This window comes from Mesoflavibacter profundi, assembly GCF_014764305.1.
In the GTDB taxonomy this organism is placed as follows: domain Bacteria; phylum Bacteroidota; class Bacteroidia; order Flavobacteriales; family Flavobacteriaceae; genus Mesoflavibacter; species Mesoflavibacter profundi.
The window spans coordinates 1063506-1079246 of record NZ_CP061703.1 but is presented as its reverse complement, the minus strand read 5'-3'; the positions used below and the strand labels follow the sequence as shown (position 1 = coordinate 1079246).

Genomic DNA, 15741 nt, shown 5'->3' with positions numbered 1-15741 from the left:
CTAAAAAAATTGAAAGCTAAAAACTAATCTTGGTATTCTTTTTTTAGCGTTTTTAAATCTTTTAAAAGGCGTTTAATTTCATCTTTTTTAGTACCATCGTAATAGCCTCTAATTTGTCTTTTTTTGTCTATTAGCATAAAGTTTTCGGTATGTACCATGCCGTAATCGTCTGGCATTCCATCGTCTTTAACTGCGAGATAACTTTTTCTTGCTAATCGGTAAATTTCGCCTTTATCTCCGGTTACTAAATTCCATTTACTATCAATAACGCCTTTTTTAATAGCGTAGCGTTTTAGCTGTGCTACACTGTCAATTTGTGGTGTTACAGAATGTGATAGAAGCAAAACTTCTTCGTCATTTTTAATTTCTTTTTGAATATCTACCATGTTATCTGTCATAATTGGGCAAATGGTTTGACAGGTTGTAAAAAAGAAATCGGCAACGTAAATTTTATCTTTATAAGTCGCTTGGGTAATAGTATCTCCGTTTTGGTTGATTAAACTAAAATCGGCTATTTTATGATATTTTATTTGGTGTTGAATGGTGCTATCTACCAACTCTGTACTTACCATTGCAGGTTGATAAATTGGTAAAGGTTTTTCTACATTTAAAATGCTGTAAAATATTGAAATAATTATAATTGAAATTATACCAAAAACAATAGCAAATTTTTTATACGCTTTAAAAAACGAAAGCATGACTAAGATTTTAAATTGAGATTACAAAAATACGACTAATTAGACGATTAACTTTATGATAAAGCTCATAAAATTTGTTAATAAACGTAAACCATAGAGGTATAAGTTTTTAATACTAAGGTTAAATACTTACTTTTGCCGACTACTATAGAATAATTATACTAAATGGAATTTATCATAAAAATAGGGCAATTTTTATTAAGCTTATCTTTACTTATTGTCCTTCACGAATTAGGACATTTTATCCCTGCAAAAGCGTTTAAAACTAGAGTCGAAAAGTTTTACCTTTTTTTTGATGTAAAATACTCTTTATTCAAGAAGAAAATAGGCGAAACGGTTTACGGTATAGGATGGTTACCGTTAGGAGGTTATGTTAAAATCTCTGGAATGATTGACGAAAGTATGGATACCGAGCAAATGGCACAAGAGCCACAACCGTGGGAATTTAGATCTAAACCAGCTTGGCAACGTTTAATTATTATGTTAGGCGGTGTTTTTGTAAACTTTCTATTGGCTTTAATAATTTACATTGTAGCGTCTTTTGCTTATGGCGATTCAGATATTTCTGCAACAAGTATAAAAGATGGTTTTTTAATCGAAAATCAAATTTTAAAAGATATAGGATTTAAAACAGGTGATAAAATTGTTAAGATAGATGGAGAAGCAATTGAGTTTGAATCTGATATAAGAAAAAATATTATAGGCGCTAATAACGTGACAATCTCTAGAGACGGAGCACAACAGACTATAGATTTACCAGTAGATTTTTTAGGTCAATTATCTTCTAGTAAAGACCGTAGTTTGTTTGATTTAAGACAACCTTTTATTGTAAAGCAAGTCTTGGATACTTCGTTAAACAAAAGTGTAGACTTAAAAAAGGGAGATATTTTTAAAACAATTAATGGGCAACCAGCTCAATATTTTGATCAAATTCAACCAATTTTAGAGGCAAATAAAGGACAATCTGTAAGTGCAGTTTTGCTTAGAGATAATTCAACCATAGAAAGGACATTAGAAGTAGATAATAACGCAAAATTAGATATCCAAACCATTACAAGTGTAAAGACACTTGAAGACTTAGGTTATTTAAAAATTATTAGAAAAGAATATTCTTTTACAGAAAGTTTTGGTGTAGGTTTAAACAAATTTACTGGTCAAATAAGTTCTTATTTTGGTCAATTAAAAGCTATTTTTAATCCTAAAACTGGTGCTTATAAAGGTGTAGGAGGATTTAAGGCTATCTATGACATTTTTCCAGATACTTGGAGTTGGCCAGCTTTTTGGAGTTTAACAGCCTTTTTATCGATTATGTTAGGAGTTTTAAATTTATTGCCAATACCTGCATTAGATGGCGGTCATGTTATGTTTTTATTATATGAAATCGTATCTGGACGTAAGCCTAGTGAAAAGTTTTTAGAAAAAGCCCAAATGGTAGGTTTCTTTATTTTAATAGCTTTAGTATTATTTGCAAACGGTAATGATATTGTAAAAGCAATTTTTAATTAAAATTTTTAAAAATATTGTTTGTAGAAATTAAAAAAACATATATATTTGCGCTCGCAACGACGAAAAAAACACTCCTCCTTAGCTCAGTTGGTTAGAGCATCTGACTGTTAATCAGAGGGTCCTTGGTTCGAGCCCAAGAGGGGGAGCAATTTTAAAGCCACTTTTTTAAGTGGCTTTTTTTATTTTAATATTTAAATGTCAAATTTTTTAGAACAATATTCTTGTAAGGCTCGTCATAATTTTGAATTTGGTATTGTAAGGTTTTATGAAGATTTTTTAATTACCGAATTAAAAGAAGGCGCATGTTTTAATATTAATGATGCCTATAAAATCTCAAAATTAATTCCTGATTATTTTCAAGATAGACCTTTTGGTTACATTTCGAATAGAATTAATTCTTATGCTGTAACTCCTACAGACTATTTAAAAATTAAAGAAGTCTTTCCTACAATAAATTCTTTAGCAGCAGTGATTCATTCCTCTATGCAAAAATCTGTCATAGAAATAGAAAATAGTTTTTTAGAAAATCAGATATTAGATTTTGATAATCTAGAAGACGCCATTAAATGGACTAAATTGAAATTAAAGGAAAAAAATAACTAATTTTTTTCCTTTAATCGAATTGCTAAAATTGCTGCTATTCCAAAAAAGGCACCAGCAAATAGCATTGCATTTATTGCATTTTCGTTTAATAGATATTTGTAAATAGGACCAAAAGTTAAGGTTTGTATAAACATTGGAATTACAATCATCATGTTTAATATTCCCATATAAACACCTCTTCGTTCTTGTGGTACAATTTTAGAAACCATAGTGTAAGGTATACCCATCATTGCTGCCCAACCTATACCAAATAAAACCATTGGTAGTAATACTAAATAAGGATCTGTAATGTAAGGAATTATAAATAGTGCTAAAGCAGTTCCTATTAGACTTAATGAATATATCTTTTTACCTCCAAATCTTAATGTTAATGGTACTAATGCTAGTGCTACCAACATAGTTACTGTGTTATAAGTTAAACTCATTTTAGCAGCTTGAGATCCAGCTTCAGAAATGTTATAACCCATTGTCTTCATAAATAGAGGTGTAGTAAATTGCCAATAAATAAATAATGCGTACCATTGGAACACATAAACTCCGCCTATTTTCCACATAAATTTTGGCATTGTTTTTACAGCTTCAAAAATTTCAACAAAAGGTAATTTTAAACGCTTTATAAAAGAAAATCTTTTTATTTGGTTAATTTCTTTCATTTCTTCTTTTGTTGGTGGAATTTCTGGAGTTTTTAAAACCGACCAAAGAATTGTTACCAAGGATAAAAAAGCACCAATAAAGAATGAATAATATAACCATTGAGGTATGCTACCAGTTTGTTCTACTGTATCGTTACCAAATAAATATTGAAATAATACAATAGATCCATTTGCAAGTAGTATTCCCGCGCCAACAAATAAACTTTGCATTTGATAGCCTAAACTAAGCTGCTTTTCTGGTAATTTATCACCAACAAATGCACGGTAAGGCTCCATAGCCATATTGTTTCCTACATCTAAAATCCATAGTAAACCTACTGCAAACCATAAATAAGGACTATAAGGAAACATAAATAAACAAATACTACCTAGTAATGCACCAATTAGAAAATATGGCTTACGTCTTCCCCAACGGTTAGACCAAGTTTTATCAGACATAGCACCAATAATAGGTTGTACAATTAGTCCGGTAACTGGTCCTGCAATGTTTAACAATGGAAGCATTTCTTCTTTAGCTCCTAAAAATAAAAATATTGGATTTATTGCTGTTTGTTGTAGTCCAAAGCTATATTGAATTCCAAGAAAACCAACATTCATATTTAATATCTGCCAAAAACTTAATCTAGGTTTGCTAATGTTCATGATAACTAATTAAAGATTTAACTTATTTGCTGCAAAATGTCCAAGCTTTTTACCTTGGTCTAAACCATTGTCTATAGCTGCTCTGTAGTGAATTCCTCCATATAACCTACTTAATGCTGCTTCTGTAGAAGCGTCGTAAAAGGAGTTGAAACTACGTACAGGAATTCCGTATGGCACTTCAGAGTCATCATCAAAAGCAAAGTTGTCTCCAAATATTTCAGTTAAAACTACAGATGCTGCTCCAGAAACTACAGAATGACCACTAACATATTCTGGAAATGGTGGTGTTTGTAATATTGGTAACCAATCTGGATCTATATGTTGATTAATTACTGTTTCTGGACGTATTAAATTACTTCTATATTTTTCATCCCAACAGCTAATAAACGCATCTGCTATTGCAATAGATGTTTTTGCATACGCATTTACAGTATCTTCAAAATCTGAATTTGTCTTTTTTGTAGCTATTTGAGTTATTAAAATCCAATGTGCTCCTGGAGATATTTTTTTTGTGGCAAACATAAAATGACCTCTAGTTACTGATACAAACGGATTACAATCCCAAAATTGTGCTATTTGAATTTCTTCTGAATCATCTCCTTTTTTTGTGATGTCTTGACTTACATTATAGACTTCCATTAATTCCTCGTAAAACTTAGAATCTTTTTCTAACGAAAAGGTTGGTGGCGGAACTGGTTTAAATTGTGCTGCCGAATCTAATAAAAATGGTCTAATTTTATTCCAATGTGGCTCTATACCATCCATATAATTTGGAGGTGTTGGTTGCCAACGTGATAAATCGTCTATATCTACAGTAAACTTAGGCATTGTTCTAGTTTGTTTGTAGTTATCTTTATCCATCCAAGCTTTGACGTGATCTATTACTTTATTGGCGTAAGTTTGCGTGACTTCAAACTCTTCTAAATTTGTATTTTTAAAATTAGTGTATAAACTATCCTTTAAAACATCTAGCTTTTCTTCAGAAAAAATTAAACTTCTACTAATCTCTAAGTGAGCCATTAATGCAGCTAATTTTAAATTAACTCCAGAATTAGCATCTGCTTTTGGTATTGCTGTGTAACCTGTAACTTTTCCCTCTAGTGATTTGTGTTTGTTACTATTTTGCGCTAAGATTTCGTAAGCTGTGATATTTGGATATGCAAATACACGACTAGCAACAGGTGGAGAAAATATATCATGTATCATGATGTCTATAACCTTATTTACAGATGCATGATATTGATCTGTAGTTATAGTTATTGGTTCTGGTTTACTACAACTTGAAACAATTAGTGTAATTAAAGCTAGACGTATATAATTTTTGTTAAGTAGTTTTTTCATTGTTAATTAATTCTGTTTTACAATGTAAGATTTATTGTTATTAGAAATTGTTAAAAAGCGATGATTATCCAAGTTAATAATTTTTCTGCCAATAAATTCCTTTGGTAAATTAATAGCTTTATTATTTAATGAATTTTGATAGTTAATTATTCCACCAGGATTTGCTGTATTTTGTCCAAGTTCTGTTACAAAACTATTTGTATTCCCTACATAATAAATGTTATTATTACTAACAGTAAAGTCTTCTATACTGCTTAATTGTGCTTGATTTGGTAACGAAACAGCTTTAAACGATTTACCTTGATTGTAGTAAATCATACTTCTTAATTCGTATAACTTTTTAGTTTCTAATATCTCCTTTTTATCAAATAAATCGGTTATAGATTTTACGTTAGAAAAGGAATTATAAGTCGTGAATTTTTTCTTTAACATTGGTAATTGCTGCATCAATTTATCTTTTGAAGCAAAAGGAACATATGTTCCAAAATAGTCATAGAAAATTATTTGATCTAAGGTTTCATTTTTATCAAAATCATCTAAATGCATTAAAACAGGTTTTTCAAGACTAGCTTTCCATTTAAAATTTAAACCTACATTACCTGCAAGAATATCTAATTTTCCATCGTTATTTAGATCTGTTAATGTTACAGTATTCCATAACCCATTAGTTTTGTCTAAGCCATAATCTATAGTTTTGTCTATAAATTTTTGCTCTTCTGTATAACTAAACACGCGTATTGGCATCCAATCTCCTACAAGAACAAGCTCTACGTCACCATCATTTTCTAGATCTGCCCATTGGCTATCTGTAATCATTCCCATTCTAGCTTTACTTACAATTTCAAAAGTGTTATTTCCTTTGTTTTTTAAGATAAAACTAAATGGTGTTAATCCATATGCGCCAGGAATAGACCTGTTACCAATAAATAAGTCTGGATAGCCATCTTTATTGAAATCTGCACTAGAGACAGATCCACCATTGGTAGCTAATAGTTTAGACTGTAATCTTGTAAAATTCCCTTTTCCATCGTTTATATACACACGATCTTCTAATAATGGATCACCTTCTGGAAAATCATTTCCGCCACTTAAAGCATATATGTCAAGATCCTTATCATTATCGATATCTAATGCGACAGCATCTACATCTTCATAGATATTATCTTTTATAAAAGCCTCTACGTTTTGTAAGTTAAAATCTCCGTTTTTATCTTGAAAATATAGTGAAGGTTGTTGGTCTCTTGCTCCGCCAATAAATAAATCCTCTAAACCATCTTTATTAAAATCTGCTTTTACAACAGATGGACCTTCTTTAGATAAGTTTTCAGGGATTAAACTTTCGCGATCATAATCTAAGTAAGTATTTTCTTTATGGGTATAATTAAAAGGAATTAACGCTGTTTTACTGTCTTTTGTAGTAACACTAAAATTAGTTGTATTCTCTTTAAAAATAGTAGTGTTCGCGTTAATTTTAATGTTCTTTTTTACTGTTTTAGATCCATCTAACCATACTACTGCTACAGAATCTACAGTATTGTTTTTACCTAATCCAAAATGAACATTTCTTGAAGAACTTGATAAAAATCCTCTTACTGTTATTTGTTGTTTTAAATACGTGTTGTCTTTAGTGTAAACATAAACTTTAGCACCATTTGTGTTTAAGTTATTTTCTGAGTTTTTTAATTCAATATTTAAAAAATTACTATTAGTAGTTGTGTTTTCTAAAAGTGTAGCGTTTTCATTTAAATTATTAACTACAATATCTAAATCTCCATCGTTATCCAAATCTGCATAAGCAGCACCATTAGAATAGGTTGCTAAGTTGTTATTGTCTACTTTAGTTTTTTCGAAACTTAATTGATCTTTATTAGTAAAAAGAACATTTGGTAAGCTTAAAGTAGGCATTGTATTAATTAACTTAAACTCAATTTGATCTGCTTCTGTGTCTTTATATTTTGCAAAATCTACAGTGCTTAAGTATTTAATATAATCTAAATCGTTAGGTCTTTTGTAAATACCGTTTGTTATGTAAATATCTTTTAAACCATCGTTATTATAGTCTAAAATTAAAGGTGACCAACTCCAATCTGTCGCATAAGTATTGGTGATTAGTGCGACATCTGAAAAATGATCTCCGTTATTAAGTTGAAAATGATTACGCGCATATTGTTGCTGAAATCCAAAAGACTCTTTAATCTGATTGATCTTATCTGTATCTTCTCCGCCAGATTTTAAAAATATTTCAGAATTGTAAGGCATCATATCTAAGGTGAAAATGTCTAGCAATAAATCATTATTTACATCTTCTATATCTACACCCATTGTAAATCTTGAAGTGTTGTTAAAATAGTCTGTACTAGCTTCTGTAAATGTTTTGTTTTTATTGTTAATGTACAGATAATCGTTTTCATGAAAATCGTTACCAACGTAAATATCTAAATAGCCATCATTATTAACATCTGCTGTAGATAGCGCAAGCCCGTAACCTAACGCGCTATTATAAATTCCTGCAGATTTTGTTACATCTTCAAACTTTATTTGACCTGCGTTTTGTTTGTTTTCAAATAAAATATCACCTGATTGCTCATCAGATTTTTCTCTTAATTTGATATTACCGTAAGAGTGTGTTGTATGTATTGAATGATTCATTAAATACATATCTAAATCTCCGTCGTTATCGTAATCAAAAAAAGATGCTTGTGTAGAAAAACCACTAAAATCTAATCCGTATTTACTTGCTTGTTCTGTAAATGTGTTATTTCCTTGATTAATATAAAGTTCGTTTTTAGCCTTTAACCCTTTGTAGTTACCAACTTTACAAACATAAATATCTAATAAACCATCGTTATTTATATCTGCCATAGTTACTCCAGTAGACCAAGTACTATCTTTACTAATACCACTATTTAAAGAGATATCTTTAAATTTTAAATTTCCTTGATTTAAAAATAACTTGTCTGCTTTTTGGTTGGCTGTTAGATAAATATCTTCAAGTCCGTCGTTGTTTATATCTCCAATTGCAACGCCGCCACCATTATAATAATATAAGTATTCAATGATATTTAAATTTCCATTTTGTTGTAATTGATTATTGAATTTTAAACCAGAATTTTCAGGCTTTACAACGTTAAATGGTGCATTTTTGGTTGTGCTTTCGTTTTGTGTTTCTTTTTTGTTTTCTTTTGCACAACTAACAATTATCAAGAAAATAAAGATTAATTTTTTAACCATAATTAATAATTGTAGACTTCTAAAGAGTCGTTATTTTTAGTGATAAATACTTTATTGTTTAAAACCTTAATATCTCTTATTTGACCTCTTACATTTAATCCTTTACCAGTTTTAAACTGTTTAAAATTACCATCTCCTAGATTTTCTAAATAATTACCAAAAGAGGCATCGTAACGACCAAACTCTGGCATCACACCAAATAAGTTTCCTCCTAAAACTATGTCTAAATCACCGTCTTTATCAAAATCTGAAGTTGAAATAGCATAGATTGGAGATAATTGCGCTTGGTATGGCAATGGATTAACATCAAATTCAAAATTTCCTTGGTTGATTAGAATCACAGAACTTAACGTGTTTGCTTCTAATTGCACACTAGAGCTTAGCTCTGAAGCAGAAAATATATCCTGTATTGTTGCGTTTTTAAACGATTCGTAATCTGGATAACGTTTAGATAAATACTTTAATTGATCTACCAAGTTATGTCTAAGTGCGTAAGGATATTCTTTACCATTATCTGCTGTAAATCCTAAAATAGGATCTACGTAACTATTACCATCAAAATCGTTTGCATATAGTTTTATAGGTTGTGTTTTACTAGCTTTAAAACGACTGTTTAATCCGTGATTACCAACAATTAAATCTAAATCACCATCGTTGTCAAGATCTGCTTTTTCAATAGTATTCCACCAACCTTTTAGTTGTGCTAGTTTATGGTCTTTTAATTTATGGAATGAGCCTTTTTTGTTTTCGAACATCTGAATACCCATAAACTCTCCAATAACTATTAAGTCTGGATATTCATCGGTATTAAGATTAACAAAAATGGCATCTGTAATCATGCCTAAATCTTTAAAATCTTGGGCTAGAGTAGAGGAAGATTCTTTAAAATTACCTTTACCGTCGTTAATTAAAAGATAACCAGATCCTGGTTGCGCGTATGCATTAGGAATTGTTCTTTCGCCAACAAATAAGTCTAAATCTCCATCATTATCAATATCCGCAGATGTAACTGTACTTGTACTATGAAATCCTTCAGACGTTGGTAAAAGTTGAGGTGAAACCGTAAAATTACCTTTACCATCGTTTATATATAATTTATCAAGATAGTTAGAACTATACTTTGAAGTTTCTACACTACCGCTACACACATAAAGATCTAAATCTCCATCATTATCGGCATCAAAAAATAAGCTTTCAGCATCTTCAGAAGATTTTTGTCTATCAAAAACAGTTGTATTACTTCGTTTAAAACTGTTGTTGTTTTGAAGGTATAATGAGCCTGTAAATCCTTTAGATCCACCAATGTAAATATCTGTTTGTCCATCACCATTTACGTCGCCTAAACTCATTTTAGGTCCTTCGGCACTTCTCATAAAAGGTAAAAGTCTATCAACATTAAAGTCTACATAATTGTTTTCGTTATGTTTAAAATCGATTATGTTTTTAGAAGGACTAAAAACTGCAGTTTCATCTGTTGCTGTAGTAATTTGATTGTTATTAACCGCATCTTTTTCATCTACAGTAATGGTAGTATTTGGTTTAGGATTTTTAATTGTTGAAACTTTTCCGCTTGGCCATGTTACGGTTAGCATTAAATTTTCGGTATCTGTAAATCCAAAGTTAGGCCTAAAGTCCATAGAGGATTGAAAACCTCTAACAGGTTGTTGTTCTAAAAATATAGTACTGTTTTTTGTAGTTAATTTTAATTTTGCACCAATACCATTTAGATTTTTTCCTTCACCTTTTAAAATAACTTTTAAATAGTTGGTTTTAGTGTCTTCTAATGTGTTTTGATACACAAATAATGGCATGTTAACGTTGTTTACTACAACATCTAAATCGCCATCATTATCTAAATCGCCATAAGCAGATCCGTTAGAAAAGCTTTCTGTATTTAATCCGTTATAAGTTCTTTTAAATTGTAAATCGCCTTGATTAATATAGGCGTGATTTTTAACCTTATTGGAAGGAATAATGTCTATTAATTTTTTATAATTTACTTGATTTCCAGATACTATGGATTGTACAACTTCTTCGTTAGACACATACTTTAAGTAATCTTGATTGGTAAGATCTTTATATATACCGTTAGCGATATATAAATCCTTTAAACCATCGTTGTTCATGTCAAAAAATAATGCGCCCCAACTCCAGTCTGATGCTTCTACACCACTAAATCGACCAACTTCGCTAAAGGTTAAATTACTATTGTTTAGCTGAAGCATATTTCTTGTGAATTGATGGAAATAATCGTTTTTTACGTTGTATTGATATTTATTCCAATCTTCAAAAGTGGTAACTGTTTTAAGTCTTTCGTATTCACTAGGTAGCATTTCGGTTACAAAAATATCATTGTATCCATCGTTGTTAATATCTGCAGCATCTGCTCCCATTGATGCACCACTAATAGAATTTAAAGAGGTTGTTAGTGTTTCTTTAAACGTGCCATTTTTTTGATTTATGTAAAGGTAATCACGCTCAAAAAAATCGTTAGAAACATAAATGTCTTGCCAGCCATCATTATTCATGTCTCCAACAGTTACACCAAGACCAAATCCTATAACACTACCATAAATACCAGCTTGTTCGCTTATATCTATAAATTTACCTTCTTTGTTTTCAAATAGTTTATCACCACCTAAAACATCACGTTTTGGTCGTTCGTTTTTCTTTAAGTTGAATGATCCTATAGATTGATAGGAATTATTAAGAAGATAAACATCCAAATCACCATCGTTATCAAAGTCGAAAAACGATGCGTGTGTAGAAAATCCTTTGTCGTCTAATCCTAATTCTTTGGCTTTATCTGTAAATGTGCCATCACCGTTATTGATAAAGAATTCGTTTTGTTTATTATCTCCTTTAACATCTCCAGAGTTACATACATAAATATCTAAAAATCCATCTGCATTTATATCTACCATTGATACTCCTGTAGACCATGCTTTTGTGCCTCCAACTTTTGCTTTGTCTGTAATATCTTCAAATTTAAAATTACCTTTATTTAGATAAAGTTTATTTTGATTGAGATTAGAGGTTAGGTAAATATCTTGTAAACCATCGTTATTAATATCTCCAATAGATACGCCGCCACCATTATAAAAATTTCGGTAACGGTATACGTTAAATTCGTCTGTTGATACTAAGTTGTTTTCAAAATTAATACCTGTTGTAGCAGCATCTAACAATTGAAATTGTGGTGCTTCGTTTTGGGTTTCGTTTTTTGTGTTTTCCTCTTTATTTTTACAAGAAAATAGGATAGAAGCTGTACAAAGTGTATATATTATAGTTTTTAATTTCATAAGGAAATTTATTACTTTTTCATGTTGTTATATTTATAGGCTAAATCTTCTATTACAACAGAAACATCTTTGTCTGATGATTTGTTTAGTTGAATTTGTCTATTGCCATCTACTTTAACTAGTACATTTTTAACGTTTATAAAATCGTTACCTGGATACCATTTTAATAAACTGTCTTTAATTACCGGAAATAATTGCTCTGATTTTAAATTATCGTTCCAAGGTGACCAGGCTACATAAGTAAACGTTACATCCATTGCAATAATGTTATTCTCTGGACTAAATTTAGGATAGAACAACATGTTTATTTTTTCTGTTGTTTTTGTACTGTCTTCTGGTTGTAAAACAATTTTTACATTTTGGTTGTTTCCACCATGAGTAGCCAATCCTTTTTTGTTTAGATTCCAACAGGTTTCAAAAAATTCTTTTTGAGATTGACCAAATTTTAACCCATGAAAAATGGTGTTATATTCTTTACCACTGTTTAATTCAGACTTTACTAATTTGGTGTAGTCTGATTGACAAGAAACACTTACTAGAATTAAGAAAAGTAACGTAAATTTAGTTGTGTAGAATTTCATAAAATTTTAAGCTGCTATTATTAATTGTTGTTAGAATGTAGTTTTTATTATTTAATCTTAAAGTTTTAAAATCTCTAATTTGCCCATTAATATTTAATGATTTGGCTGTTTTAAATGGTTGTTTTTTATCTCCATAAACGATCCAGCCTTTAGAAGCATCTTGTCGACCAAATTGTGGTTTTACTAAGTATTGATTTCCTCCAAAAATAATATCATTAAAATCATCATTATTTGCATCTAAAACTTCTATTGCTTCTACATTAGAGTATTGTATTTGACTTGGTAACTTAAACTCTTTAAATGTATTATTTTTATTTAAAAATAGGCTTGTTTTAACACGGTTAATACGTGTTTTATAAGCTTTATTTAATTGCTCTTCAGAAAAAATAGAGTTAATATCTGCGTTAGCATAATCTTTATAATATAAAAGCTTTTGTTTTAAGCTTGGTAGTTGTGCAATAAGTTCGTCTCTATCCAATATAGGATAGTATTTGTCGTTTAGTTGATGACAAATAATTTGTTCTGCGCTACCGTTATTGTCAAAATCTGAGACAAACATTTTTAGCCCTTCTTTAAAAAATGTATTAGTCCCTTTATTACCAACAATTATATCTGTTTTACCATCATGATTAACATCTGCTAGTTTTAATGTTTTCCAGAATCCATTTGTGTCTTTAAAGCCATAATCTTCGGTTTTATTGACTAATGTTCCGTTTTGGTTTATAAATATTGAAATTGGCATCCATTCACCAACTATTATCAAGTCTTTAACACCATCATTATTAAAGTCTTCCCAAGCAGCATCTGTAATTAAACCTATGTTTTGTAATGCTTTAGGTTGAATTAATTCGAAATTATTTTTACCATTATTTTTTAAGATATAACCGCTTGCTGGTAAGCCATAGGTTTCAACTTTAAAACGTTCGCCCAAGAATATATCTAAATCTCCATCTTGGTCGTAATCGTAAGCAGTTGCAACCGATGTGCTTATAGGTGTTTTAAATGGTAAAACTGTGTTTGATATCGTGAAATTTTCATTTCCATCATTTACGTATAATCTATCATTTAATGAAAAATCAAATTTTGAAAATTCTTTGCTTCCACTAGTTACGTAAAGATCTAAATCTCCATCATTATCACTATCTAAAAAGATAGCGTTAGTATCTTCCGATTTAGCATTTGCTAAAAATGGTTGTGTTACTTCTTTGAAGATATTGTTTTTTGAGGATATAAATAGCTTGCCAGATTGTCCCTTAGCACCACAAATATAGATATCTAATATGTTGTCGTTATTGATATCTGCAGTAATCATTTTTGGACCTTCGTTATTATACATTTCTGGTAATAACTGTTCGCGATTAAAATCTACTGCGTGATTTTCATTATGAATGAAATTAAATATTGGCGTTACAGATTTTAATATTTGATCGTCCTTAGTGTTGTTTTGTTGTGTAGTTGTATTTGCTTCATCTTGAAAAAACTCATAAGTTTTATTGGTTTTTAAATCTGAAACTTTTGTAACCGTATTGTTTGGCCAAGTAATTATTAAGCTGTCTATTTTGTTGGAATTGTTGACTCCAAATAATAAGTGGTTTGAAATTGAGCTTTCAAAACCTCGTGAAGGATAGTTTTCTAATACGCTATAAGTATTGTTGTAATAAATTTCTGCTTTTGCGCCAATCGCTTTTGTGTTTTGGTTACTACCTTTAAGTTTTATTGTTATGCTTTTGTTGGTTGTTGTATCTGTTGTGTTTTCGTAAATAAACGCTTCACTATTTATATTGTTTACTACTAAATCTAAGTCACCATCGTTATCAAGATCTCCGTAAGCGCTACCATTACTAAAACTAGGTTGTTCTAATCCCCATTTTTTAGCAACGTCTTCAAATTGAAAATCACCTAAGTTTTTAAAAGCCGCATTAGATACTGGTTGAGAAGGCATTAGATTGATAAGTTTTTCCATTACATTTTTATCATTCTTAATCATTTCTCTTATTTGATCTTCATTAGCCATATAAACTAAGTAGTCTCTATCTAATAAATCTTTTACAATACCATTACTTATAAAAATATCTTTGTAACCATCATTATCGGCATCAAATAACAAAGATGCCCAACTCCATTCTGAAGCTGCAACATTAGAAAATCTGCTTATTTCTAGAAACGTGCTATCTCCTAAATTTTTATGTAGTGCATTTCTTGAAAATTGATGATGATATCCTTTTTTTACTGCCAAGTCGTATTTATTCCAAGATTCAAATAATGTCTTAGTACGCTGTCTATTTAAAGATTTTGGTAACATTTCTGTAACCATTATGTCTATGTTAGAATCGTTATCTAAATCGGCAGCATCTGCGCCCATAGATCCCATAGAAATTGAATTAAATTGGTTTTGAAGATTTTCTTTAAACGTACCATCTTTTTGATTGATGTATAAGTAATCTCTTTCAAAAAAATCATTAGAAATAAATATATCTGGCCAATCGTCATTATTATAATCACTTACAGTAATTCCTAATCCAAATCCTATTGCACTAGAATATATATTTGCTTCTTCTGTTACATCTACAAATACACCATTTTCATTTTTAAGAAATTTATTACCCGATGTAGTAGATTTTAAACGTTGGTCTTTTATTAAATCGTAATTTCCTACCGATCTAATTGAGTTATTAAGTAGGTAGCAGTCTAAGTCTCCATCTTTGTCGTAATCAAAAAAATTAGCTTGTACAGCTAAACCTACAAAGTCTAATCCATATTTTTTTGATTGTTCTGTAAAGGTCAGGTCACCATTATTAATAAATAATTCGTTATGTCTGTTAGGTTTGTTACTTGGTGGACCAGCTTTACAAACATATATATCTAAAAACCCATCGTGATTTATATCGACAAAAGTAACTCCAGAAGACCATACATCATCACTTGCTACTTTGGCTTTATTAGTAATATCCACAAATTTCCAGTTTCCTTTATTTAAATAAAGTTTGTTGTTTACCAAATTACCTGTGAAAAATATATCTTCTAATCCATCATTATTTATGTCTCCAATTGCAACTCCGCCACCATTATAAAAGTTTTTATAAGTATAAGGGTTTAACGTTTCGGTTTCAATAAGTGTGTTTGCAAAAGTAATGTTAGTACTATCTTTAATTTTAAATAAAGATGAAGGTGAATTAGATTCCAC

9 protein-coding genes and 1 tRNA gene are annotated in these 15741 nt (G+C 30.1%); 3 read left to right on the top strand and 7 right to left on the bottom strand.

Translation table 11 applies throughout. From position 1 onward, the window contains the following. Nucleotides 1-23: 23 nt before the first annotated feature. The gene (locus tag IFB02_RS04950) at nt 24-698 is read right to left on the bottom strand and encodes an SCO family protein (protein WP_106687958.1); all 675 of its coding nucleotides are present in this window, start codon (nt 696-698) and stop codon (nt 24-26) included. Nucleotides 699-863: 165 nt separating this feature from the next. On the opposite strand from IFB02_RS04950, the gene rseP reads away from it, so the two are divergent. From rseP to IFB02_RS04935, 3 genes are all read left to right on the top strand, one after another. Continuing rightward, nucleotides 864-2204 carry an RIP metalloprotease RseP gene (rseP, locus tag IFB02_RS04945; protein WP_106687957.1) on the top strand — a complete coding sequence of 447 codons (1341 nt, stop codon included), beginning with the start codon at nt 864-866 and terminating at the stop codon, nt 2202-2204. A gap of 72 nt (nt 2205-2276) precedes the next feature. After that, nucleotides 2277-2350, top strand: a tRNA-Asn gene (locus IFB02_RS04940). A gap of 49 nt (nt 2351-2399) precedes the next feature. Continuing rightward, nucleotides 2400-2807 (top strand): hypothetical protein, encoded by a 408-nt coding sequence (locus tag IFB02_RS04935; RefSeq protein ID WP_106687956.1) that lies wholly within the window; start codon nt 2400-2402, stop codon nt 2805-2807. Here the strand turns inward: IFB02_RS04935 and IFB02_RS04930 are convergent. From IFB02_RS04930 to IFB02_RS04905, 6 genes are read right to left on the bottom strand one after another with little or no spacing between them, the layout of a single operon-like run. Continuing rightward, the gene (locus IFB02_RS04930) at nt 2804-4102 is read right to left on the bottom strand and encodes an MFS transporter (protein ID WP_191073090.1); all 1299 of its coding nucleotides are present in this window, start codon (nt 4100-4102) and stop codon (nt 2804-2806) included. The genes IFB02_RS04935 and IFB02_RS04930 overlap by 4 nt on opposite strands. 9 nt (nt 4103-4111) lie before the next feature. After that, nucleotides 4112-5443 (bottom strand): vanadium-dependent haloperoxidase, encoded by a 1332-nt coding sequence (locus IFB02_RS04925; RefSeq protein WP_106687954.1) that lies wholly within the window; start codon nt 5441-5443, stop codon nt 4112-4114. Nucleotides 5444-5449: 6 nt separating this feature from the next. Continuing rightward, nucleotides 5450-8674, bottom strand: coding sequence for a VCBS repeat-containing protein (locus IFB02_RS04920; RefSeq protein ID WP_106687953.1), 3225 nt, complete (start codon nt 8672-8674; stop codon nt 5450-5452). A 2-nt stretch (nt 8675-8676) separates the two neighbouring features. Beyond that, nucleotides 8677-11976: a VCBS repeat-containing protein gene (locus IFB02_RS04915; protein WP_191073089.1), complete on the bottom strand. Its 3300-nt coding sequence runs from the start codon at nt 11974-11976 to the stop codon at nt 8677-8679. Nucleotides 11977-11987: 11 nt separating this feature from the next. Further along, nucleotides 11988-12557: a hypothetical protein gene (locus tag IFB02_RS04910; protein ID WP_191073088.1), complete on the bottom strand. Its 570-nt coding sequence runs from the start codon at nt 12555-12557 to the stop codon at nt 11988-11990. Further along, nucleotides 12538-15741, bottom strand: coding sequence for a VCBS repeat-containing protein (locus IFB02_RS04905; RefSeq protein WP_223878873.1), 3204 nt, complete (start codon nt 15739-15741; stop codon nt 12538-12540). Before IFB02_RS04905 ends, IFB02_RS04910 begins: the two co-directional genes overlap by 20 nt.

What these genes read in the sequence shown, in the direction of transcription:
- IFB02_RS04950 (WP_106687958.1), bottom strand. Translation starts at nt 698, where the DNA reads ATGCTTTCGTTTTTTAAAGCGTATAAAAAATTTGCTATTGTTTTTGGT.
- rseP (WP_106687957.1), top strand. Translation starts at nt 864, where the DNA reads ATGGAATTTATCATAAAAATAGGGCAATTTTTATTAAGCTTATCTTTA.
- IFB02_RS04935 (WP_106687956.1), top strand. Translation starts at nt 2,400, where the DNA reads ATGTCAAATTTTTTAGAACAATATTCTTGTAAGGCTCGTCATAATTTT.
- IFB02_RS04930 (WP_191073090.1), bottom strand. Translation starts at nt 4,102, where the DNA reads ATGAACATTAGCAAACCTAGATTAAGTTTTTGGCAGATATTAAATATG.
- IFB02_RS04925 (WP_106687954.1), bottom strand. Translation starts at nt 5,443, where the DNA reads ATGAAAAAACTACTTAACAAAAATTATATACGTCTAGCTTTAATTACA.
- IFB02_RS04920 (WP_106687953.1), bottom strand. Translation starts at nt 8,674, where the DNA reads ATGGTTAAAAAATTAATCTTTATTTTCTTGATAATTGTTAGTTGTGCA.
- IFB02_RS04915 (WP_191073089.1), bottom strand. Translation starts at nt 11,976, where the DNA reads ATGAAATTAAAAACTATAATATATACACTTTGTACAGCTTCTATCCTA.
- IFB02_RS04910 (WP_191073088.1), bottom strand. Translation starts at nt 12,557, where the DNA reads ATGAAATTCTACACAACTAAATTTACGTTACTTTTCTTAATTCTAGTA.